At 63.4% G+C, this 20,603-nt stretch carries 21 protein-coding genes; 14 read left to right on the plus strand and 7 right to left on the minus strand.

What is annotated here, in order from left to right:
* Window position 1: 1 nt before the first annotated feature.
* The 3 genes from BHMPCIPO_RS14420 to BHMPCIPO_RS14430 all read left to right on the plus strand — a co-directional run bounded on the left by BHMPCIPO_RS14420 (window position 2) and on the right by BHMPCIPO_RS14430 (window position 3,187).
* Complete coding sequence (locus tag BHMPCIPO_RS14420; protein ID WP_173517385.1) at window positions 2-1,153, plus strand: M24 family metallopeptidase; 1,152 nt, start codon at window positions 2-4, stop codon at window positions 1,151-1,153.
* A gap of 84 nt (window positions 1,154-1,237) precedes the next feature.
* On the plus strand, window positions 1,238-2,047 hold the full coding sequence (locus tag BHMPCIPO_RS14425) for a hypothetical protein (RefSeq protein ID WP_173517386.1): 810 nt from the start codon (window positions 1,238-1,240) through the stop codon (window positions 2,045-2,047).
* Between the two features lie 207 nt (window positions 2,048-2,254).
* A complete protein-coding gene (locus tag BHMPCIPO_RS14430; RefSeq protein ID WP_173517387.1) occupies window positions 2,255-3,187 on the plus strand; it encodes a ribose-phosphate pyrophosphokinase in 933 nt (310 codons plus the stop codon).
* Window positions 3,188-3,259: 72 nt separating this feature from the next.
* On the opposite strand, the gene BHMPCIPO_RS14435 is transcribed toward BHMPCIPO_RS14430, so the two are convergent.
* The gene (locus BHMPCIPO_RS14435) at window positions 3,260-4,288 is read right to left on the minus strand and encodes an aldo/keto reductase (protein WP_173517388.1); all 1,029 of its coding nucleotides are present in this window, start codon (window positions 4,286-4,288) and stop codon (window positions 3,260-3,262) included.
* Window positions 4,289-4,406: 118 nt separating this feature from the next.
* Here BHMPCIPO_RS14435 and BHMPCIPO_RS14440 point away from each other — a divergent pair, with 118 nt between their 5' ends.
* On the plus strand, window positions 4,407-5,312 hold the full coding sequence (locus tag BHMPCIPO_RS14440; RefSeq protein ID WP_173517389.1) for a LysR family transcriptional regulator: 906 nt from the start codon (window positions 4,407-4,409) through the stop codon (window positions 5,310-5,312).
* Between the two features lie 6 nt (window positions 5,313-5,318).
* Here BHMPCIPO_RS14440 and BHMPCIPO_RS14445 read toward each other — a convergent pair whose 3' ends face one another.
* The 3 genes from BHMPCIPO_RS14445 to BHMPCIPO_RS14455 form a co-directional block, all read right to left on the minus strand.
* Entirely contained in the window at window positions 5,319-5,717 is a 399-nt protein-coding gene (locus BHMPCIPO_RS14445) for a DUF779 domain-containing protein (RefSeq protein WP_246304322.1), read from the minus strand.
* Window positions 5,718-5,871: 154 nt separating this feature from the next.
* Window positions 5,872-7,380, minus strand: a complete 1,509-nt coding sequence (adh, locus tag BHMPCIPO_RS14450) for an aldehyde dehydrogenase (protein ID WP_173517390.1) — start codon at window positions 7,378-7,380, stop codon at window positions 5,872-5,874.
* Window positions 7,381-7,741: 361 nt separating this feature from the next.
* Window positions 7,742-8,698, minus strand: coding sequence for a helix-turn-helix domain-containing protein (locus BHMPCIPO_RS14455; protein WP_173517391.1), 957 nt, complete (start codon window positions 8,696-8,698; stop codon window positions 7,742-7,744).
* A 250-nt stretch (window positions 8,699-8,948) separates the two neighbouring features.
* Here BHMPCIPO_RS14455 and BHMPCIPO_RS14460 point away from each other — a divergent pair, with 250 nt between their 5' ends.
* The 5 genes from BHMPCIPO_RS14460 to pth all read left to right on the plus strand — a co-directional run bounded on the left by BHMPCIPO_RS14460 (window position 8,949) and on the right by pth (window position 15,154).
* Window positions 8,949-10,130, plus strand: coding sequence for a benzoate/H(+) symporter BenE family transporter (locus BHMPCIPO_RS14460; RefSeq protein WP_173517392.1), 1,182 nt, complete (start codon window positions 8,949-8,951; stop codon window positions 10,128-10,130).
* Between the two features lie 155 nt (window positions 10,131-10,285).
* A complete protein-coding gene (locus tag BHMPCIPO_RS14465; RefSeq protein WP_173517393.1) occupies window positions 10,286-10,894 on the plus strand; it encodes a 50S ribosomal protein L25/general stress protein Ctc in 609 nt (202 codons plus the stop codon).
* 261 nt (window positions 10,895-11,155) lie between these two features.
* A complete protein-coding gene (locus BHMPCIPO_RS14470; RefSeq protein WP_173517394.1) occupies window positions 11,156-13,540 on the plus strand; it encodes a putative bifunctional diguanylate cyclase/phosphodiesterase in 2,385 nt (794 codons plus the stop codon).
* A 92-nt stretch (window positions 13,541-13,632) separates the two neighbouring features.
* Entirely contained in the window at window positions 13,633-14,367 is a 735-nt protein-coding gene (locus BHMPCIPO_RS14475) for a substrate-binding periplasmic protein (protein ID WP_173517395.1), read from the plus strand.
* Between the two features lie 67 nt (window positions 14,368-14,434).
* On the plus strand, window positions 14,435-15,154 hold the full coding sequence (gene pth, locus BHMPCIPO_RS14480) for an aminoacyl-tRNA hydrolase (protein ID WP_173517396.1): 720 nt from the start codon (window positions 14,435-14,437) through the stop codon (window positions 15,152-15,154).
* 111 nt (window positions 15,155-15,265) lie between these two features.
* Here the strand turns inward: pth and BHMPCIPO_RS14485 are convergent, their stop codons facing one another.
* The gene (locus BHMPCIPO_RS14485) at window positions 15,266-15,895 is read right to left on the minus strand and encodes a TetR/AcrR family transcriptional regulator (protein ID WP_246304323.1); all 630 of its coding nucleotides are present in this window, start codon (window positions 15,893-15,895) and stop codon (window positions 15,266-15,268) included.
* Window positions 15,896-16,015: 120 nt separating this feature from the next.
* Between BHMPCIPO_RS14485 and BHMPCIPO_RS14490 the strand changes: the two genes are divergently transcribed.
* Together BHMPCIPO_RS14490 and BHMPCIPO_RS14495 are read left to right on the plus strand one after the other, a co-directional pair.
* Window positions 16,016-16,576 carry a GFA family protein gene (locus BHMPCIPO_RS14490; protein WP_246304324.1) on the plus strand — a complete coding sequence of 187 codons (561 nt, stop codon included), beginning with the start codon at window positions 16,016-16,018 and terminating at the stop codon, window positions 16,574-16,576.
* Window positions 16,560-16,862: a DUF6958 family protein gene (locus BHMPCIPO_RS14495; protein WP_173517397.1), complete on the plus strand. Its 303-nt coding sequence runs from the start codon at window positions 16,560-16,562 to the stop codon at window positions 16,860-16,862. Before BHMPCIPO_RS14490 ends, BHMPCIPO_RS14495 begins: the two co-directional genes overlap by 17 nt.
* A gap of 39 nt (window positions 16,863-16,901) precedes the next feature.
* On the opposite strand, the gene clpS is transcribed toward BHMPCIPO_RS14495, so the two are convergent.
* On the minus strand, window positions 16,902-17,213 hold the full coding sequence (gene clpS / locus BHMPCIPO_RS14500; RefSeq protein ID WP_057253114.1) for an ATP-dependent Clp protease adapter ClpS: 312 nt from the start codon (window positions 17,211-17,213) through the stop codon (window positions 16,902-16,904).
* A gap of 200 nt (window positions 17,214-17,413) precedes the next feature.
* Window positions 17,414-17,980 carry a hypothetical protein gene (locus BHMPCIPO_RS14505; RefSeq protein ID WP_173517398.1) on the minus strand — a complete coding sequence of 189 codons (567 nt, stop codon included), beginning with the start codon at window positions 17,978-17,980 and terminating at the stop codon, window positions 17,414-17,416.
* Window positions 17,981-18,173: 193 nt separating this feature from the next.
* Between BHMPCIPO_RS14505 and ychF the strand changes: the two genes are divergently transcribed.
* The 3 genes from ychF to BHMPCIPO_RS14520 all read left to right on the plus strand — a co-directional run bounded on the left by ychF (window position 18,174) and on the right by BHMPCIPO_RS14520 (window position 20,470).
* A complete protein-coding gene (ychF, locus tag BHMPCIPO_RS14510; protein WP_173517399.1) occupies window positions 18,174-19,277 on the plus strand; it encodes a redox-regulated ATPase YchF in 1,104 nt (367 codons plus the stop codon).
* A 270-nt stretch (window positions 19,278-19,547) separates the two neighbouring features.
* Window positions 19,548-20,000 (plus strand): MaoC family dehydratase, encoded by a 453-nt coding sequence (locus BHMPCIPO_RS14515; RefSeq protein ID WP_173517400.1) that lies wholly within the window; start codon window positions 19,548-19,550, stop codon window positions 19,998-20,000.
* Window positions 20,000-20,470 carry a MaoC family dehydratase gene (locus BHMPCIPO_RS14520; RefSeq protein WP_173517401.1) on the plus strand — a complete coding sequence of 157 codons (471 nt, stop codon included), beginning with the start codon at window positions 20,000-20,002 and terminating at the stop codon, window positions 20,468-20,470. The genes BHMPCIPO_RS14515 and BHMPCIPO_RS14520 overlap by 1 nt, the downstream gene beginning before the upstream one ends.
* Window positions 20,471-20,603 lie beyond the last annotated feature (133 nt).

Here is a 20,603-nt window from a genome sequence, read left to right on the forward strand (position 1 = left end):
CATGGCGCTTCATTTTGCCCAGGAAGAATATGCAAGCCGTCTCGAGCGGCTGACGGAGAAGATGCGCGAGGAGAAGCTCGATGCGATGCTGCTCTTCGCCCAGGAGAGCATGTACTGGCTGACGGGCTACGATACCTTCGGCTACTGCTTCTTCCAGACGCTGGTCGTGAAGAAGGACGGCTCGATGGTCCTGCTGACGCGTTCGGCCGACCTGCGCCAGGCACGCCACACCTCCAACATCGAGCGCATCGAGATCTGGGTGGACCGGGCAAATGCCGATCCGACCCTGGACCTCAAGAACCTTTTGAGTGAGCTCGACCTGCTCGGCTGCCGCATCGGCGTCGAATATGACACGCACGGCATGACCGGCCGCGTCGCCCGCCTGCTCGACCGCCAGCTCCAGACCTTCGGCGAACTGATCGACGCCTCGCTCCTCGTCAGCCGTCTGCGCCTCATCAAGAGCGACGCCGAGATCGCCTATGTCGAGAAGGCGGCAAGCCTCGCCGATGATGCGCTCGATGCCGCGCTGCCGCTGATCCGTGCCGGCGGCAACGAGGCGGACATCCTCGCGGCGATGCAGGGCAAGATCCTCGCGGGCGGCGGTGACTATCCGGCCAACGAGTTCATCATCGGCTCCGGCGCCGACGCGCTGCTCTGCCGCTACAAGTCCGGGCGTCGCGTGCTCGACAGCCAGGACCAGCTCACGCTCGAATGGGCCGGCGTCAGCGCCCACTATCATGCCGCGATGATGCGCACCGTCGTCATCGGCGAGCCGACCAACCGTCACCGCGAACTCTACAGCGCCTGCCGCGAAACCATCCAGGCGATCGAGATGGTGCTTCGTCCCGGTAACACGTTCGGCACCGTCTTCGACATGCATGCCAAGATCATGGACGAGCGCGGCCTTGCCCGCCACCGGCTGAATGCCTGCGGCTATTCGCTCGGCGCCCGCTTCTCGCCCTCCTGGATGGAGCACCAGATGTTCCATGTCGGCAACCCGCAGGAGATCGAGCCGAACATGTCGCTGTTCGTGCACATGATCATCATGGATTCCGACAGCGGCACCGCCATGACCCTCGGCCAGACCTACCTCACCACCACGGATACGCCACGCGCCTTGTCGCGATACGGCCTGGACTTCATTTCTGCTTAGGGAAATCCGCCTAGAATTGCTTTGAACTGGCAGACGACAGGAGACCATTTCAGGAAACTGCCGCGAAGAAACGGACGGTTGACCATGCGAAAGCTCTCGACGCCCCTTTTCAGCCTCGGCCTTCTCACCGCCTTGGCCGGCTGCAACAGCACCGACATGCTGACGCCGCAGGTCGACGTCGGTGGCGGGACCTTCCGCTCGCCGCCGGTGACGCAATCCGACCTCGACTCCATGTCGAACCAGACCGCCGTCGCGCCGGTGCAGCGGGCGCCCGTCAGCCAGGCCACGGCCTTCACCACGGAGCCGGCCCCATCAAGCACGCCGACGGCCTACGCCACCGGCGACGCGACCTATACCGATCCGGCCGGCACACTCGAAGGCCAGGCAAACAGGCTCGCTGCCGGTTCCGCGCCGGTGCAGAGCTTGGCTCAAGCGCAGCCGACGCCGGTGCAGCAGACGGCAGCCGCGGCAGAGACCATTCAGAACCAGCCGAGCGTCGCTTCGCTGCCGAAGGCAAGCGCGGCGGCCAGCGGATCGATCCGTTTCCTGCCGATCATCGGCGCGCCGGTTCAGGCTATCACGCCGCTTTCCAAACAGCTCGGCGCCGAGGCACGCGCACATGGCCTGACGATCAAGAGTTCGACCGACGCCAGCAGCGAACATATCCTCAAGGGCTACTTCTCGACCCTGAAGGACGGCGACAAGACCACCGTCGTCTATGTCTGGGACGTGCTCGACGGCAGCGGCAACCGCCTGCACCGCATCCAGGGACAGGAATCGGTTCCCGGCGGCGGCGCCGACCTGTGGAGCGGAGTACCGGCGACAACCATGCAGGGGATCGCGACAAAAACCATCAACGCCTACCTCGAATGGCGGCAATCCCAGGCCGGTTGACACAAAGTTTTTAGAATATTGGCCTTCGCGGCGCAGCATTCCCCTTGCATTCAAGTTCAGTCTCGCTAAAAAGCGGCCGATCAGCTCTGAACGGCGGCCATCCGCAAAGAATGTCCGCGATTGGAATGGCTCTCGGAATCTGCGCGGAACACACCGCTCCCGGAAAAGTGCCGGGCGGTGACCGCGCCAGCTCAAGGCGGTCCGTCAATGAAGGTTTTCGCAGGCAATTCGAACCGGCTCCTGGCCGAAGCGATCTGCAACTATCTCAACCTGCCCCTCGGCAAGGCGACAGTACGCCGTTTCGCCGATCAGGAAATCTTCGTCGAGATCGGCGAAAACGTGCGCGGCGAGGATGTGTTCATCATCCAGTCGACCTCCTTCCCCACCAACGATCACCTGATGGAACTGCTCATCATGATCGACGCGGTGCGCCGCTCCTCCGCCCGCCGCATCACCGCAGTGCTTCCCTATTTCGGCTATGCCCGCCAGGACCGCAAACCCGGTCCGCGCACGCCGATCTCCGCCAAGCTCGTCGCCAACCTGATCACCGAAGCCGGCGCCGACCGCGTGCTGACGCTCGATCTTCATGCCGGGCAGATCCAGGGCTTCTTCGATATCCCGACCGATAACCTCTATGCGATCCCGATCCTGGCGCGTGACGTCAAGGAAAACTACGACCTCAAGAACGTCATGGTCGTTTCGCCCGACGTCGGCGGCGTCGTTCGCGCCCGCGCGCTCGCCAAGCGTCTCGACTGTCTGCTGGCAATCGTCGACAAGCGCCGCGACCGTCCGGGTGAATCGGAAGTCATGAACGTCATCGGCGACGTGAGGGGCAAGGACTGCCTGCTGATCGACGACATCGTCGATTCCGGCGGCACGCTCTGCAACGCGGCCGAAGCGCTGCTGAAGAACGGCGCGACCAGCGTCACCGCCTACATCACCCACGGCGTCCTCTCCGGCGGCGCGGTTGCCCGCGTCAGTTCGTCGATGCTGAAGGAACTCGTCATCACCGACTCGATCCAGCCGACCACGGCCGTCCAGTCCGCTCACAATATCCGCGTGATCACGACGGCGGGCCTGCTCGGCGAAGCCATCAGCCGCACCAGCCAGGAAGAGTCGGTATCGAGCCTCTTCGACTGAGGCGTTTCCAACTCGGCAATTCATGAACGCCGGCGCGCCAGAGCGCCGGCGTTTTTCGTTGCGGAGACGCCGCTATTTCCCGAGAGCCTGCGCCACCGGCTGGTCGACGAGATTGTCGATGAACCAGTTGGGATAAACCGGCGACGCCACGGTCTCGGCATCGAGCGCCGAGATTTCCGCCTGCGTCAGGACGAGATCCGCCGCGCCGAGATTGTCCTCGAGCTGATGCGGCTTGGAGGCGCCGAGCAGCACGCTCGTCACCGCCTTCTTCGCCAGCAGCCAGGCGATCGCCACCTGCGCTACGCTGGCCCCATGGTGATCGGCAATCCCGCGCATGCGCTCCACCAGCTTGAATCCCTGTTCCTTGTCGAAGGGCAGGATGTCGAAACCGGAATAGCGGTTGTCCGGATCGCCCAGATTCTCGCGGGTGTATTTGCCAGAGAGGAAGCCCGATGCGAGCGGGCTCCAGACCGTCAGTCCCAGCCTGTAACGCTGCATCATCGGGATGACGTCGCGCTCCACGTCGCGGCCGAGCAGCGAATAATGCATCTGGCCATGGGTGAAGGGCGCCAGCCCGTTGGCCTTCTGAATCTCCATTGCCGCCGCCACCTTCCAGGCCGACCAGTTGGAAAAACCGATGTAGCGCACCTTGCCGGAACGCACGACCGCGTCGAGCGCGGAAAGCGTCTCCTCGAGCGGCGTGTGCGGATCCTCCTTGTGGACGATGTAGGTATCGACCCAGTCGGTGCCGAGGCGCTTGAGGCTCTGGTCCACCGACCAGAGGATATGGCGGCGCGAGAGGCCCGCCTGGGTGAGCGGCGCCCCGCTGCGGAAGCCGACCTTCGTGGCGATCACCACCTCGTCGCGACGGGACTTGAGCGCCTCGCCGAGGATCCGCTCCGATTGCCCGGAGGCATAGGCGTCGGCCGTGTCGAAGAAATTGATGCCCGCGTCCAGCGCCTGCCCGACCAGGGCATCGGCCGCTTCCGCATCGGTCTTATAGACGGCACCGAGGCTGCGGTCGCCGGCGGTAAAGGTCATGGCGCCGAAGGCAAGGCGCGAGACCACGAGACCGGTATTTCCAAGCGTCGTATATTGCATGTCGTTCTCCATCCTCTCCAGAGACCGGTTTAGGTTGCAGAGAACATGTCAAAGTTGATTTTTGCGAAAAACAGGCTTTATCTTTAAAGCTCTGGAAGAAAATCTTCATAATCGGCTAATGGCGGACGACCCCTTCAACGGATTGCGGGAGTTTCTGGCGGTCGCGGAGCACAACAGCTTCACGGCGGCAGCGGCGATGCTCGGCGTCACGCCCAATGCCGTCAGTCAGACGATCAGGGCGCTGGAAACCCGTCTCGGCCTGCAGCTCTTCGTCCGCACCACGCGGCGCGTCGCCTTGACCGAGGCCGGCAGCGCATTTCTGAAGCGCGTGCGTCCTGCGGCTTTAGAGATTGCCGATGCCTATGAGCTGCTCGGCGACTTTCGCGACCGACCCATGGGCAACCTGCGGCTGACCGTGCCGCGCATGGCGATCCCATTGGTGCTGACACCGCTGCTGCCGCGCTTCCGGCAGGCCCATCCCGATATCTCCTTGGAAATCGCGATCGACGATGCTGCAGTCGACATCACCGAGCGCGGCTTCGATGCCGGTATCCGCATCGGCGAGGCGGTCGAGAAAGATATGATTGCCGTCCGGCTGACGCCCGACATCACCTGGGCCGTGGTCGGCTCGCCGTCGTACTTCATCAAGCGCGGCCGGCCGCAGACGCCCGAAGAGCTGACGCGCCACGAGGCGATCCGCTATCGCTATCCGGCGTCCGGCACGATCTACCGCTGGGAGTTCGAGCGGGAAGGACGCGACTTCTCCGTCGACGTACCCGGCGGGCTGACCGTCAATGACTCCCAGATGCTCGTGGAGATGGCGGAAGCCGGCATCGGGCTCGCTTACCTGCCGGACCTTTCCGTGCACGACGCCGTCGCAAGCGGGCGCCTCGAACGGGTGCTCGAGGCCCATCTGCCGACGTCGCCCGGCCTCTTCATCTATTTCCCGGCGAAGGCCCAGACCCAGCCCAAGTTGCGGGCGTTTCTCGATCTGGCGGCAAGGATCGCGCGGGAGCGGAGATAGATCATCTCAGCGCCCACGAAAGACGACGGCGCAGGCTTCTCCACCGCCGAACAACCGCGACCGCGTCAGGAACCGCTTCTCCCGTCCGTTGTCGAGCGAGAACATGCCGCCCCTGCCCGGCACCACGTCGATGATCAGTTGCGTGTGCTTCCAGACCTCGAACTGGCTGGCGCTGATATAGACGGGTACGCCGCCGATTTCGCCGAGCTTCACGTCATTGTCGCCGACGATGTAATCATCGGCCGGATAACACATGGGTGACGAGCCGTCGCAGCAACCGCCGGACTGGTGAAACAGGATATCGGGGTGGTCGCGCCGGATCTCGGCGATGAGATCGAGGGCCGCATCCGTCGCAAGCACGCGCGGTTCGTTGATCTCCGTCGTTCCCGTCATTTCGATGGACATGGCGAGCCTCCCTGATCGAACGCATCCTGCATTGGTCGGCTGAGGCGCGGGTGGAGAGCACACCTCAGCCGCCGCTCGAGCTGGAGGAAGGGTGGAGACGACCCTCCGTCCCGCTCGCGTTGCCTTCCCCGGCGGCGGGAAAGGCGGGTTGCGATCAGAAGAAGCCGAGCGCCTTCGGGCTGTAGCTTACCAGCATGTTCTTGGTCTGCTGGTAGTGATCGAGCATCATCTTGTGCGTCTCGCGGCCGATGCCGGACTGCTTGTAGCCGCCGAAGGCCGCATGGGCCGGATAGGCGTGGTAGCAATTGGTCCAGACGCGACCGGCCTGGATCTCGCGACCGAAGCGGTAGCAACGGTTGGCATCGCGGCTCCAGACGCCGGCACCGAGGCCGTAGAGCGTGTCGTTGGCGATCTCCAGCGCTTCGGCTTCGGTCTTGAAGGTGGTGACCGAGACAACCGGCCCGAAGATTTCCTCCTGGAAGATGCGCATCTTGTTGTGCCCGCGGAAGACGGTCGGCTTGACGTAGAAGCCTTCTGACAGCTCGCCTTCGAGCACGTTGCGGCCGCCACCGGTCAGCACTTCGGCACCTTCCTGCTTGCCGATATCGATATAGGAGAGGATCTTTTCGAGCTGTTCGCTCGACGCCTGCGCGCCGATCATCGTGGCGCTGTCGAGTGGGTTGCCCTGGCGGATCGCCTCGACGCGCTTCACCGCCCGTTCCATGAAGCGATCGTAGATGCTCTCCTGCACCAGCGCGCGGCTCGGGCAGGTGCAGACTTCGCCCTGGTTCAGCGCGAACATGGCAAAGCCTTCGAGCGCCTTGTCGAAATAGTCGTCATCCTCGGCGAGCACGTCGGCGAAGAAGATGTTCGGCGACTTGCCGCCGAGTTCCAGCGTCACCGGAATGAGGTTCTGGCTGGCATATTGCATGATCAGCCGGCCGGTCGTCGTCTCGCCGGTAAAGGCGATCTTGGCGATGCGCGGGCTGGTGGCGAGCGGCTTGCCGGCTTCGAGGCCGAAGCCGTTGACGATGTTGAGCACGCCCGCCGGCAGAAGATCGCCGATCAGCTCCGCCCAGACGAGGATCGAGGCCGGCGTCTGCTCGGCCGGCTTCAACACGACGCAGTTGCCGGCGGCGAGCGCCGGTGCCAACTTCCACGCGGCCATCAGGATTGGGAAGTTCCAGGGGATGATCTGGCCGACGACGCCGAGCGGCTCATGGAAGTGATAGGCGACCGTATCGTGGTCGATCTCGCCGATCGAACCTTCCTGGGCGCGGATGCAGGCGGCGAAATAGCGGAAGTGGTCGATGGCGAGCGGAATGTCGGCTGCCATGGTCTCGCGGATCGGCTTGCCGTTGTCGAAGGTTTCGGCGCGCGCCAGGAGTTCGAGATTGTCCTCCATGCGGCCGGCGATCTTCATCAGGATGTTGGAACGCTCGGCAGCCGAGGTCCGGCCCCATTTCTCGCGAACCGCGTGGGCGGCGTCGAGCGCCAGCTCGATGTCGGCGGCATCCGAGCGCGCCACCTGGCAAAGCACGCCGCCCGTCACCGGCGTCGTGTTGTCGAAGTAGCGGCCGGCCACCGGCTCGCGCCATTCGCCGCCGATGAAGTTGCCGTATTTCTGCTTGAACGGGCTTTCGACGATCTTCTGATGCAACATGGTCATTCCTCCCTGAAACCAGCAACAGAGCTGTAAGAGGAAGGTGAGACCGAACGCGCGTCTTCGATAGGCCGGCGAAATCACTGGCGAGACGATCTGTTTCAGAATTGAGACAGCTTGGCTCCATCGAGCGTGCTGCAATGCAGCAAGCAGGGAAACGGCGACGGTCAGAAGCTGCCCCTCATCCCCCTGCCGGTACCTTCTCCCCGTGATCACGGGGAGAAGGTACAATTTGCGCGCTCCCCATTCCCCAAGCACCCGGGCCACCATGAGCACAACGACCGCTATAGGGCTCGTCCCTTCTCCCCGCCTGCGGGGAGAAGGTTAGGATGAAGGGCAGCCTCCAGATAGCGTAGGAAGATCAATTCACCGATAGCCGCTTCATCTTGCGGTAAAGCGTGGCGCGGCTGATGCCGAGCAGCTCGGCCGCCATGGAAACGTTGCCGTTGGCACGCGAAAGCACGCGGCGAAGGGCGGCGCGCTCCGCGTCGGGAAGTTCGGCGGCATCGCCCGATGTGTCCTCCCTCAGCAGGTCGGAGGCTGGAACCCCGGCGGCAATGCGTTTGTCGTCGAGATCGAGCCATTGCCGCGCCGCACGGGTGGCGCCGAGCACGAGGTCATCGCGGCCGACGGCGAGAAGCGCTGGCCCGGCGCGATCGACCGGCACCAGCACGATGCGCGCACCGGCAAAGGCACGACGGAAGAGTCCAGCCTCGATGCGCGCGGCGGCATCGCGAACCGCCTGCGACAGGATCGACATGGTGATCTCGGAGGCATCGTCGCGGCAGGTGGAAATGTCGATGGCCGCGGCCAGCCGGCCGCGGTGGTCGCGGATCGGCGCGGTGGCGCAGCTCAAGCCGATATTGCGGCTGAGGAAATGCTGGTCGCGCTGGATGACGACGGCGCGCTCGTCGGCGATCGCCGTGCCGATGCCGTTGGTGCCGACGCTCGCCTCGCTCCACACGGTTCCCGACCAGAGCCCGACGCCGCGAAAATCCGCGTCGTCGCCGACCGCACCGCGTCGTTCGAGCGCCACGCCATCGTTGTCGGTGAGGAGCAGGCAGCAGCCGGCCTTGCCGACGGTCGCAAACAACCGGTCGAGCTCGATGCCGGCCTCGGCCAGCAATTCACCCGAACGTTCGCGGACCGAGAGAAACTCGCTGTCCAACAGCCGAAGCGGCGTACGCGCTTCCTCCGGTGCAAGCTTGTGCAGGGTCATGCAGCGGCGCCAGGAGGCGGCCACCGGCGAACTCGCCGCGGCCGAAGGCTGGTGCGCGACCCGATAGACAAGTTCCGAATGATCCCTGACGACAGGCATCGCCTTCCTCCCTGAAAGCGTCGACCGGCGAAGACGGATGCCGCCGATCTCCCAAACGGCGCACCTGCCTGCGCAACACTATAGCCAACGATCTCCGCAAAGGTCCAGCCAGACGAAGGTTCGAGGACTGGAGCACCCGTCAGCGAGATTGATCGGTGTATCACGCCGCCGATATCGACAGCCGGCCCGAATGTGGTAGGCGAAAGGATCAAATCGCTACGACTAGAACCCACAACAGCCGGTTGCCGCCATGTTTCGTGACTTCTCGCTCCAGAGCCTTTTCATGGGCCTGCTGATCGCCTTCGTCGGCTTCGCCAGTTCCTTCGCCGTCGTGCTGCATGGGCTGACCGGCGTCGGCGCCAGCGAAGCACAGGCCGCCTCCGGGCTGATGGCGCTGTCGATCTCCATGGGCGTCTGCGCGATCGTCATCAGCGCCGTCACGCGGCTGCCGGTCAGCATCGCCTGGTCGACGCCGGGTGCCGCCCTGCTCGCGAGCGCCGGTGTCGTCGAGGGCGGCTTCAATGCTGCCGTCGGCGCTTTTCTCGTCTGCGGATTGCTCGTCATCATCGCTGGCCTCTGGAAGCCGCTCGGCCGCCTGGTTTCCACCATCCCTGCCCCGCTCGCCAACGCCATGCTTGCCGGCGTGCTGCTCAGCCTCTGCTTCGCGCCGGTCAAGGCGATTGACTTCAATCCGCTTCTCGGCTTGCCGATCCTGATTGCCTGGGCAGTCGTCGGCAGCGTCAACAAGCTCTACGCCGTTCCGGCCGCACTCGTCGCCTTCGTGCTCGTCATCGCCTTTGGCGTCGAGATCCCAGAAGGAGCCCTATCCTCCCTGTCTTCGGCGCTGGTGCCGACGGTCGAATTCGTGACCCCACAGTTCAACATCGCGGCCATGGTCAGCATTGCCCTGCCGCTCTTCATCGTCACAATGGCCTCGCAGAACATCCCCGGCATCGCGGTGCTGAAGGTCAACGACTATCACCCGGCTCCCGGACCGCTGTTTGCGACGACCGGTGTCTTCTCCGTGCTGAGCGCACCCTTTGGCGGTCATGCGGTCAATCTTGCGGCGATCACGGCTGCCATGTGCGCCGGCAGCGATTCCCATCCCGATCGCGGCAGGCGCTACTGGTCGGCGATCAATGCCGGCGCCTTCTACATTCTCTTCGGCCTGCTTGCCGGCGTCGTCACCACCTTCGTCAGCCTGGCGCCCTCCATCCTGATCGAGGCGGTCGCCGGCCTCGCCCTCGTCGGGGCCTTCGCCAGTTCCGCCATGGCCGCCTTCACCGAGGCGAAGACCCGCGAGGCGGCGGCCATCACCTTCCTGGTCACCGCCTCCGGCGTCAGTTTCGGCGGCATTTCCGGCGCCTTCTGGGGGCTGATCGCCGGCGGGCTGATGCTGGCGCTGGCGCGCCTCACCCGCAAAAAGGCTTGACCCCGCGGCAAAGCTTGCATTTGCGGGCGATCTCGTCTATGCACCGCGCGTCCGCGTAGACACCCTTGGAGGCAACGCGGATGAAGCCCATGCGGCTTCGGTTCATCCGGCATGCCGGATGAGCTCTCCAGATTTAGACATAGAAAGGTCTACCCATGAGCCACGCAACTTACGAGCTCAAGGCCGAGACGCGCGAACGGGTTGGTAAGGGGTCCTCCCGTGAACTTCGCCGCAACGGTCTTATTCCGGCTGTCATCTACGGTGACAAGCAGGCCCCCCTTTCCATCGCACTCTCCACCAAGGAAGTGACGATGAAGATCCACGCCGGCGGTTTCATGACCACCGTCGCAACGATCGACGTCAACGGTGAAAAGATCCGCGTCCTGCCGAAGGACTACCAGCTGGATCCGGTCCGCGACTTCACCATGCATGTCGACTTCCTGCGCGTCTCCAAGGACAGCCAGGTTACCGTCGAAGTTCCGGTTCACTTCGTGAACGAAGAAAAGTCCCCGGGCCTGAAGGCTGGCGGCGTTCTGAACATCGTTCGCCACGAAGTCGAGCTCAACGTTTCGGCTGACGACATTCCGGAATTCCTGACCGTCGATCTCTCCGGCCTCAAGGTCGGCGACGCCATTCACATCTCCAACATCAAGCTGCCGAAGGGCGCGACCCCGGTTATCGCCGACCGCGACTTCACCGTTGCAACGCTTGTTGCTCCGGCTGGTGGCGTGAAGGAAGAAGCCGAAGGCGAAGCAGAAGCCTGATCGGCTTCCGGGTGACTGGCGAAAGGCCAGTCCCGCCGCACTTCATCGAGAGCCCGTCCCATTCGTTTGGGGCGGGCTTTTTGCTTTGGTTCACAGGCCGCTCGCCACACGGCGCCGCCATCGCATCCCATCATTTATCACGAAACGATTTCAGCAACATTTAAGGTTTTGATGATGTCCTTCTGGCGGGGAAACTGGGGCTCAGACTGAAGAGAATCCGAATATGAGATGCGTGGCAGCACCTTCTGAGGCGTGCATCCGATGATGCACTCCGTGGAGAACCGATTTATTGCGATTGTCTGTGGCGCAATGCTCGTTTTCATTGCCCCGCTGCTCGTTCTCTTCCTGAGCATTTCCGGCGACCGCATTGCACGCGAGCGGATTCACAACATAGAACTATTGATGGCCGCAAGCGCCGAGGCGCTGGGCAAGCCGATCTGGGATTTCGACAGCGACGGCATCAAGCACATTGCTCGCTCGCTGATAAACGGCACCGATATCCTCTCCGTCACCGTGCGCGACCAAACCGGCTCGATCCTCGCCCAGATGCCGCTTGGCGGCGCCGTGCCCGGCACCAAGGACCGGATCCTCGGCCTGCCCATTTCCTATCAGTCCATGGATGGAATGAAGGAGGTCGGCCGCATCGAAGTGAGAGTACCGACGCCCGGCCTTCTGTCGCAGTTCAGCAAGGATGAACTGGCGATCCTCGCCATCCTGCTCTTCGCCGTCGCGATCGTCTTCGCCGCCGCACTCGTCGGCAATCGCTTCACGGTGATGCGCCCGCTGATGCGCCTGACCGCAGCGATCGAGGCGACGCGCCGGCTCGGATCACGCCACCGCGTCGACTGGACCTCCGATGACGAAATGGGCGCGCTTGCCGCCAACTTCAACGAGATGCAGGACCGGCTCGAGCGCGAGGAGACGGAACTGAAAAACGCACACGAACGCGTGACCGACATCTACAACCTGACGCCGGCCATGCTGTTTTCGCTCGACGTCGACGGGCGCCTGCTCGCCGTCAGCGACTATTGGCTGCTGGCGACCGGTTACGATCGCGACGACGTCATCGGCCGCGACTTCGTCGACTTCATCGACCAGCACTGGCACGAGACCTATCGCACTCACGCCAAGACGATCGCGGTCGGCGATCATGAGATCCGCGAGGTCACTGTCCCGTTCCGCAAGGCGAACGACGAGCTGATGACGGTACTGATCCAGGAAACGAAGGCGACCGGAGAAGGCAGCCTGTCGCTCTCGGTCATGACCGATGTCACCGCGCTGAAGCAGGCGGAAAGCCGCAACCACACCCAGGCGATCACCGATCACCTCACCGGCCTGCTCAACCGCCAGGGGTTCGAGGCAGCACTCGACGACGCGATCCGCCAGGCCGACGATTGCGCCATGCAACTCGGCTGCCTGTTCATCGATCTCGACCGCTTCAAGTGGATCAACGACAATTTCGGTCACGCAGCCGGCGACGACGTGCTGCGGCACACGGTCGAGCTCATCCATGACGCGCTGCGCCCCGGCGACATCATGGCCCGTCTCGGCGGCGACGAATTCGCCATCCTGATTTCCGACAGGGACGCCGCAACGCTCGCGAGCGAGATCGGCGAGCGCATCGTTTCGACGCTCCGCGAGCCGATGCCGATTGCCGGCAACGAACTCCTCGTCAGCGCCAGCGTCGGCATCTCGGTCTACCCGGCCCATGCGGAAAACGCTTCCGACCTGCTGCTCAAGGCGGACATGGCGATGTATGCGCGCAAGCACGATGGCAAGAACGGCCTGAAGCTGTTCGATTCCAGCATGCTCGACGCCTCCCGCGAACGCCATGAGATCGAACAGTGCATCGAAGCCGGGCTGAAGGACGACCACTTCGAGGCCTGGCTGCAGCCGATCGTCAGCCTTGCCGACGGGCAGATCGCCGGCTTCGAGGCACTGATGCGCCTCAACCACCCGGAAAAGGGCCTGATGCCGCCGGGCAAGATCATCGGCATCGCCGAGGAAACCGGCACGATCGCGCGCATCGGCGATCGCATCCTCGAGAAAGCAATCCGCAATTTGGCAGCGATCTCCGAGCTGGACGGCACGCAGGATACCTATCTGGCCGTCAACTTCTCGCCGTTGCAATTCGAGCTGACGCTGCCGCACAAGCTCGCCGCCCTGCTGCTGAAGCACCATATTTCGCCGAGCCGGATCGTCGTCGAGATCACCGAAGCCGTGCTCATGCTCGACAATCCGGAAGTGCATGCGGTGCTGAAGCAGCTCAACGAATTCGGCTGCCGCATCGCGCTCGACGATTTCGGCACCGGCTATTCGTCGCTGAGCTACCTCAACCGTTTCCCGGTCGATATCGTCAAGGTCGACCAGTCCTTCACCCGTTCTCTGAGCTCAGGCACCGCCGACATCCGGCGCAAGAGCCGCATGCTGATCAAGGGCATCCGCACCATCTCGCACCAGATGGGTTGCACCGTCGTCGCCGAGGGCATCGAGACGAAGGAGCAATGGCAGCTCCTGCGCAAGCTGGGTGTCGATTGCGGCCAGGGCTATCTCTTCAGCCGGCCGATGCCGATCGAAAGCATGTTGAACATGCTGGAAAGCGACTCGGAAGCAAAGGCGGCGACGGCCGCAGGCAAGCGGGCATGATGTTCGCCGCCAGCGGCCACGATCCCGATGGAGGTTCGGGACGCGGACATATTCCGCGGACATCGCAACAGGCGGCAAAAGGAGGAAGGCACGTGAAGGCGCTGATCCCATTATTTTTTCTCGGTCTCTTCACGACCGCGCAGGCGCAGACGATCAGGTTCGTCACCGAGGAGTACCCGCCTTACAATTTTTCGACCGAGAACGGTCCGAGCGGCGCCGCCGTCGACCAGGTCAAGCTGATCATGGAGCGGCTGAAACAGCCTTACACGATCCAGGTCCTGCCCTGGGCGCGAGCCTTCATGCTGGCCGAAACCGATCCCGCCTATTGCGTTTTCACCACCGGCCACGACGCCGAACGCGACAGGAGGTTCCAATGGGTCGAGCCGCTGCTCGTCGATCACATGGTGATGGTTCGCCATACCGGCTCCGATATAGCGCCGAGTTCGCTGGAAGCGGCGCGTCAATACATCGTCGGCACGCAGCGCGAAGACTTCTCCGCAACCTATCTCAGGGATCACGGCTTTCCGAAGATCGACTATGCCGCCAACCTCGATTCCAGCCTGAAGAAGCTGATCGCCGGACGCGTCGACCTGCTGATGACGTCGGAAAAGACCTTCGAGATCATGCGCGCCGAGGGCAAACCGGTCGAAGCGGCGCTCGTGCTCGAGGGCAAGCTCTATGGCATCGCCTGCAACCGCGACGTATCGCGCGTAACCGTCGCCGCGATGCAGCGCGAACTCGATCGGTTGGTCGGCAACGGCACCCAGGACGAGATCTTCAAGCACTACGGCCTGACGCCGAATGCCAGCCTGCATGCCGAGAAATAAGCGTTGACTTCCCCCTGGCACGATGATTTTGGATGGCCCCACCCCGAAATCATCGACGCGTGACGAGATGCTGATCATCGCAGGGCTTGGCAATCCAGGTTCGAAATACTCCGCCAACCGGCACAATATCGGCTTCATGGCGGTCGACGTCATCCACCGCCGGCACGGCTTTTCCTCCTGGTCGAAGAAGTTCAAGGCCGAGATCGCCGAAGGCGAGATCGCCGGCGAGCGCGTGCTCTTGATGAAACCGCAGACCTTCATGAACCTCTCCGGCGAGGCGGTCGGCGAGGCCATGCGCTTCTACAAGTTGCAGCCGAAGGACATCACCGTCATCTATGACGAGCTCGACCTGCCCGCCGCCAAGGCGCGGCTCAAGGTGGGCGGCGGCCATGGCGGCCACAACGGCATCAAGTCGATCGACGCTCATTGCGGCAAGGACTATCGTCGCCTGCGCCTCGGCATCGGCCATCCCGGAGTCAAGGACCTGGTGCACGCCCATGTGCTCGGCGATTTCGCCAAGGCCGACCAAGCCTGGCTGGTGCCGCTGCTCGACGCCATAGCCGACAATGCCGACATGCTGGTGCGCGGCGAGGATTCCCAGCTTCTGAACAAGATCGCGCTCGCGACCGGCGGCAAGCCGGAGGCAGACGAGCCCGAAACCCCGAAGAAGCAGGGCGCGCAATCGCACATCCATCAGGCCCGCAATTCAGCCCAGCCGAAGAAGCTGCCGGCGACCGGCCCGATGGCCGACATGCTGAAGAAGATGTTCGGCTCGAAGGGCGACTGAGCTCGCCTCTTCCCGCTTGCACCGGAAGCATGATCCCGCGCGGATCCGCCTCCGCGGCCCCCACCGAGACGGCTTGGTTCGGTTCGACCACGGCGGGGCCGACATCCTCATCTAGGCTGCCCTGTGGGCTGCGAGGAAGATCCGCACCGCCTCCTCCGCATGCGCTTTCAAAGCCTCGGGCGCTGGAATGGCGCCATCGCCGAGCAGCATGGCGTCGTTCACCGGTCCACCCATGACGAGCCAGTTGAAGAACCCGCCGGCGGCCTCAGCGTCCTTCACCCGGATGTCGCCCTTTTCGCCATAGCGCTTGAAGGCGGCCGCAAGCCGCCTGATCGAACGCATCGGCCCGCGCTCGTGCAGTGCTTCGCCGAGCTGTGGAAAGCGCTCGACCTCGGCGATCACTAGGCGCCGCACCTGCATCAGCCGCGGCGTCATCACGATCGTCAGCAACTGGGTGGCATAGTCGAGCAGGAACTCCTCGATCGGCTCATCGCCGTCAGGGTCGGCGACCTGTTCCTGAAACGCGTCGCCTGCGCCACCGGTCATGCTGCGCACGACTTCCAGGAACAGCGCCTCCTTGCTCTGGAAATGGGAATAGACCGTCTGCTTCGACACGTCAGCGGTCGCCGCGATCTCATCCATGTTGGTGCCGAGAAAGCCGCGCTTCAGGAAGAGATCGCTCGCCGCCGCCACGATCGCCCTGCGGGTGCGCTCCATGCGCGTCTTTGCACCGTTGCTCAAACCTGCCCTTCCCCCTGCCTTACATCGCCAAATCACTTGCCACGCAGGATAGGCCAGTCGGATTGACAAATCAAACTGGACGGTCCAGTCTAGTTAGCGAAATGGGACCGGAGGAGAACCATGGTCAAGCCGCAAGCAAGAAATCGCATTGCCGCCTGCCGCTGCGGGCTGGTTGCCTTTGAAGCCGTCGGCGAGCCGATCGTCGGCGCCGCCTGCTACTGCACCAGTTGCCGCACCGCCGGCGAGCGCTTCGAGGCCCTGCCCGAAGCGTCGCCGGTGCTGGAAGCCGATGGCTCGACGCGCTTCGCGCTCTACCGGAAGGACAGGATCCGCTGTCTCAGGGGCAGCGAGCTTTTGCGCGAGCATCGGTTGACGCCCGCGGCTCCGACGCGCAGGGTCATTGCGAGCTGCTGCAACGCCGCCATGTTCCTCGAATTCAAAGGCGGCCACTGGCTGAGCGTCTACAACCAGCGTTTCGCCCCGGGTGACCAGCCGCCGCTGGAAATGCGAACCATGACGAAAGATCGCAAGGCGGGCATCGAATTCGCCGACACGTTGCCGAGCTACAAGACCCATTCGGGCCGGTTCATGTGGCGGCTGCTGAAGGCCTGGGCAGCAATGGGCTTCAAGGCGCCGGCGATCGACTATGTGAAAGGCGAGGCCAATGGCATCCGGGACTGAGAAGATCGAGATCGAAAACATCGCCTCGCCCGGCCACAAATACCGCGTCGACCGGGTAAAATACGAGGCAATGCGGGAAGCCCTGCTCACGGTGCTGCCACCGGCCGCGCCGGGGCTGACCGTCGCGGAAGCGAAGGATCGGCTCTTGCCGCTGTTGCCGCAGGACCTTTTCCCCGGGGGTGCAAAGGCCGGCTGGTGGCTGAAGGCGGCTCAACTCGACCTCGAAGCCAAGGGCACGATCGAGCGAGAAGCGACCAAGCCGCTTCGTCTGCACAAGAAGGCATAAGGCAAGCCGGCAGCAGTCGGGCATCCGCAGCACCGGCCGCTATTCCTCGGGCTCTGTGGTGAAGAGCAAAGGAAAACCCGCTTCCTTGGCAAGGTCGGTCGCCGCCTTGGCCTTGGTTTCCGCAATGTCGCGCACACAGACGACGACCACCGAAGTGCCCATCTTGTGCGCCGTCATCATCACGCGATAACCGGCCTCCTCGCTCATATGGAACACGGCCTTGAGCACGCCGACGACGAACTCGCGCGGCGTGTAATCGTCATTGAGCAGCATGACCTTGTAAAGCTTCGGCCGTTCGAGCTTCGGCTTCACCTTCACTTTGACTTTTCTGGCAACTTCGTTGTCACTCATCGGAACCACCCCGTTGATGACAGAAAGAACGGCACGACCGCTACCGCATGGTTCCTTAAATCGAAATGGATTCAAGGACAGATCCGTGCAGCAGATCTCTGTGTTACGGCGGCCTCTCTAAGATCGCGCGCCGCACGACGCGCACTATCCTATGGGCAGGCGCGCCGATCAAGCAAAAGCCGGGCTTCAGTCACGGCCTGTCAGTGGCCGGGCCGGTGGCCGACGAACATCGTCGCTGCCTCGTCGTAGGAGCGGGCTCGCTCCAGCGCCGCCTCTGGCGTCTGCTTGCGCGCAAGAAGCGCATGATAGAAGCAATGGACGAAGAGCGGCGCATCGGCCCCTTCGGGCGAGCCATCGGGAGCGACATAGAGCGCTGCCCCTCCCTTCTCGACCATGGCATCGGCGAAAGCCTTGCCGCCGGTTTCGCAGCAGGTGCTGAGAACGATCTTGCCATCGAGCCTGGCATGCTCGGCGACCACCGAGGGCGGCAGGCTGCCCTCGACCAGCATCGAGGTATCGATATCCGCGATGTAGTCGCCGAAGACGAAACCGTTTTCGTCACCGTGGCCGCAGATGATCAGATGCTGGTGGACGAGTTCACCGCCAGCGATAAGGGTCAGGAAATCTTCAGGCGTTCCCGGCAGATGCAGCGTGACGACGGCGCCAAGGCTCTCCAGCATGGAGCGGATCAACAGGGCCTCCAGCGTGTCGCCGATATCGACGACGGCCACCGGCACGCGCGGGAACATGAACTTCTGGTCGATCAATGCGGGCTCCCCGGAATTTTTTCGCTGCCTCGACAGGGCCGGTGGAATTCTAAGACGCATATGCGGCCCAAAGGTCGCGCGTTCAACGGCGCAATCCCCTTATTTACCGTGAACGGGGCGTGCGCCCTTGACCAGGAGGCGCCCTTCCCGCATAGCCACGCCAACGGAATTCTTAAGATACGGACGAGACCCCATGGGCTTCAAATGCGGTATTGTCGGACTGCCGAACGTCGGCAAGTCCACCCTCTTCAACGCGCTCACCAAGACGGCGGCCGCGCAAGCTGCCAACTATCCCTTCTGCACCATCGAGCCGAACACCGGCGAAGTGGCAGTGCCGGATCCGCGCATGCGCAAGCTGGCCGAAACTGCCAAGTCGAAGGAAATCATCCCGACGCGCATCTCCTTCGTCGACATCGCCGGCCTGGTGCGCGGCGCGTCCAAGGGCGAAGGCCTCGGCAACCAGTTCCTCGCCAACATTCGCGAAGTGGACGCCGTCGTTCACGTGCTCCGCTGCTTCGAGGATGACGACATCACCCACGTCGAAGGCCGCATCCACCCGGTCGCCGACGCCGAGACGATCGAGACCGAGCTGATGCTGGCCGACCTCGATAGCCTGGAGCGCCGTACGGAGCAGACCCGCAAGCGCGCCGTCGGCAAGGACAAGGAGTCGATGGCCCAGCTTCCGATCATGGAGGCTTCGCTGAAGCTGCTGCGCGAAGGCAAGCCGGTCCGCACCCTGCTTTCGAGGCTCGACGCCGAAGAACTGCGCATCCTGCAGGGGCTGAACCTCCTGACCGCGCATCCGGTTCTCTATGTCTGCAACGTCGCCGAAGGTGACGCCGCCGACGGCAACGAGCACACCCGTGCCGTCGCCGAAATGGCGAAGGCCCAGGGCGCCGAGTCCGTCGTGATTTCGGCTGCCATCGAGTCGGAAGTGGCGCAGCTGCCGGATGAAGAGGCCAAGGAATTCCTCGCCGCGCTCGGCCTGGAAGAAGCCGGTCTCGACCGCCTGATCCGCGCCGGCTACAAGCTGCTCGACCTCATCACCTATTTCACCGTCGGCCCCAAGGAAACCCGGGCCTGGACGATCCAGCGCGGCACCAAGGCGCCGCAGGCCGCCGGCGTCATCCACTCGGATTTCGAACGCGGCTTCATTCGCGCCAACACCATCGCCTATGACGATTACATCGCGCTCGGCGGCGAAACCGGTGCCAAGGAAGCCGGCAAGGCGCGCGACGAAGGCAAGGAATACGTCGTCCAGGACGGCGACGTCATCCACTTCCGCTTCAACACGTAAGTGTTGCGGCGGTCTTGCGCGACACGCACAGGATCAAAGGCCCGGCGCGATGCAAAGAGTGCAGCGCGCGACGAACTCGGCACTACGGCGCGACATGCAACCGCGCCGCAATCGTTTCCGGCAGCAGGTCCATGACCAAGCGGCGCAGTCGCTGCCGGAGGATGCCGACGACGTTGAGGCCGGCATCCAGCCGTCCCGCTCAAATCGATTCCGCTCCGCGAAATTATGCAGTAGGTAAGGCGGCAACAAATCAGACGGGGCCACTCAGGCATGCTGTATTTCGAGGATTTTTCCGAAGGGCGGCGCTTCGACTACAAACCGGTCGAGATGAAGCCGGCGGAGATGATCGCCTTCGCCAGCGAGTTCGACCAGCAGCCGATGCATCTCGACGAGGAAGCAGGAAAGCGCAGCATCCTTGGCGGTCTTGCAGCTTCCGGCTGGCACACCAGCGCCGTCGGCATGCGTATGATGCTCGACGCCTTCATGGGCAACTCGACGTCGCAGGGCTCACCCGGCATCGACTTCATGGACTGGAGGAAACCGGTTATCGCTGGAGACGTCCTCACCGGTTTCAGCCTCGTGCTCGAGGCGCGGCGCTCGCGGTCGAAGCCCGATCTCGGCATCGTCAAGTTCCGCAACGAAATCACCAACCAGGCGGGTGAGCCCGTGGCGATCTCCGAATGCACGGTTCTCTTTCGCGCCCGCGAGAAGGGCCAGGCCTGATGACGACGATGGAAGAATTTTACGCCGCCAGGGCAAAAACTGCCATCGGCAACCTGACTTTCACGGCCGAGGACATCGTCCGCTTCGCTCGCGACTTCGACCCGCAGCCTTTCCATCTCGATGAAGAAGCGGCGCGGCATTCGCTGTTCGGCGGGCTCTGCGCATCGGGCTGGCATACCTCAGCCGGATGGATGCAATGCTTTGTCCGGTTCTGGAAAGACGAGCAGCGCCGGCTTGCCGCCGAGGGGCTGCGCGCACCGAACCTCGGCCCCTCACCCGGCTTCCGCGACCTCAAGTGGCTGAAGCCGGTCTATGCCGGAGACACCGTCACCTATTTCGTGACCTTCCTCGCAAGCCGCTCGCTCAACTCGAAACCCGGCTGGCGGATCAACACGATCCTGTGCGAGGGCGACAACCAGCATGGCGAGGCGGTGATCCGCTTCGAGAGCAAGGTGATCGAGTTCGTCTGACGCGGCGGCCCGCCTGCAGCGCCATGCTTCTCTTAAGAGGCGCCAAGATCGCTGCAGCACCTTGAACTGTCGCGCCTCCATAAATTCGCCGCTGACCAGAGGTAGACTCTCCGTTCGCAACTGAGGTCGCGCG

This window comes from Ensifer sesbaniae (assembly GCF_013283665.1).
Classification (GTDB): Bacteria; Pseudomonadota; Alphaproteobacteria; order Rhizobiales; family Rhizobiaceae; genus Ensifer; species Ensifer sesbaniae.

Bases quoted from the DNA above. Each gene is read 5' to 3' on its own strand.
- BHMPCIPO_RS14420 (WP_173517385.1), top strand. From the start codon at position 2: ATGGCGCTTCATTTTGCCCAGGAAGAATATGCAAGCCGTCTCGAGCGG.
- BHMPCIPO_RS14425 (WP_173517386.1), top strand. From the start codon at position 1,238: ATGCGAAAGCTCTCGACGCCCCTTTTCAGCCTCGGCCTTCTCACCGCC.
- BHMPCIPO_RS14430 (WP_173517387.1), top strand. From the start codon at position 2,255: ATGAAGGTTTTCGCAGGCAATTCGAACCGGCTCCTGGCCGAAGCGATC.
- BHMPCIPO_RS14435 (WP_173517388.1), bottom strand. From the start codon at position 4,288: ATGCAATATACGACGCTTGGAAATACCGGTCTCGTGGTCTCGCGCCTT.
- BHMPCIPO_RS14440 (WP_173517389.1), top strand. From the start codon at position 4,407: ATGGCGGACGACCCCTTCAACGGATTGCGGGAGTTTCTGGCGGTCGCG.
- BHMPCIPO_RS14445 (WP_246304322.1), bottom strand. From the start codon at position 5,717: ATGTCCATCGAAATGACGGGAACGACGGAGATCAACGAACCGCGCGTG.
- adh (WP_173517390.1), bottom strand. From the start codon at position 7,380: ATGTTGCATCAGAAGATCGTCGAAAGCCCGTTCAAGCAGAAATACGGC.
- BHMPCIPO_RS14455 (WP_173517391.1), bottom strand. From the start codon at position 8,698: ATGCCTGTCGTCAGGGATCATTCGGAACTTGTCTATCGGGTCGCGCAC.
- BHMPCIPO_RS14460 (WP_173517392.1), top strand. From the start codon at position 8,949: ATGTTTCGTGACTTCTCGCTCCAGAGCCTTTTCATGGGCCTGCTGATC.
- BHMPCIPO_RS14465 (WP_173517393.1), top strand. From the start codon at position 10,286: ATGAGCCACGCAACTTACGAGCTCAAGGCCGAGACGCGCGAACGGGTT.
- BHMPCIPO_RS14470 (WP_173517394.1), top strand. From the start codon at position 11,156: ATGATGCACTCCGTGGAGAACCGATTTATTGCGATTGTCTGTGGCGCA.
- pth (WP_173517396.1), top strand. From the start codon at position 14,435: ATGCTGATCATCGCAGGGCTTGGCAATCCAGGTTCGAAATACTCCGCC.
- BHMPCIPO_RS14490 (WP_246304324.1), top strand. From the start codon at position 16,016: ATGGTCAAGCCGCAAGCAAGAAATCGCATTGCCGCCTGCCGCTGCGGG.
- BHMPCIPO_RS14495 (WP_173517397.1), top strand. From the start codon at position 16,560: ATGGCATCCGGGACTGAGAAGATCGAGATCGAAAACATCGCCTCGCCC.
- clpS (WP_057253114.1), bottom strand. From the start codon at position 17,213: ATGAGTGACAACGAAGTTGCCAGAAAAGTCAAAGTGAAGGTGAAGCCG.
- ychF (WP_173517399.1), top strand. From the start codon at position 18,174: ATGGGCTTCAAATGCGGTATTGTCGGACTGCCGAACGTCGGCAAGTCC.
- BHMPCIPO_RS14515 (WP_173517400.1), top strand. From the start codon at position 19,548: ATGCTGTATTTCGAGGATTTTTCCGAAGGGCGGCGCTTCGACTACAAA.
- BHMPCIPO_RS14520 (WP_173517401.1), top strand. From the start codon at position 20,000: ATGACGACGATGGAAGAATTTTACGCCGCCAGGGCAAAAACTGCCATC.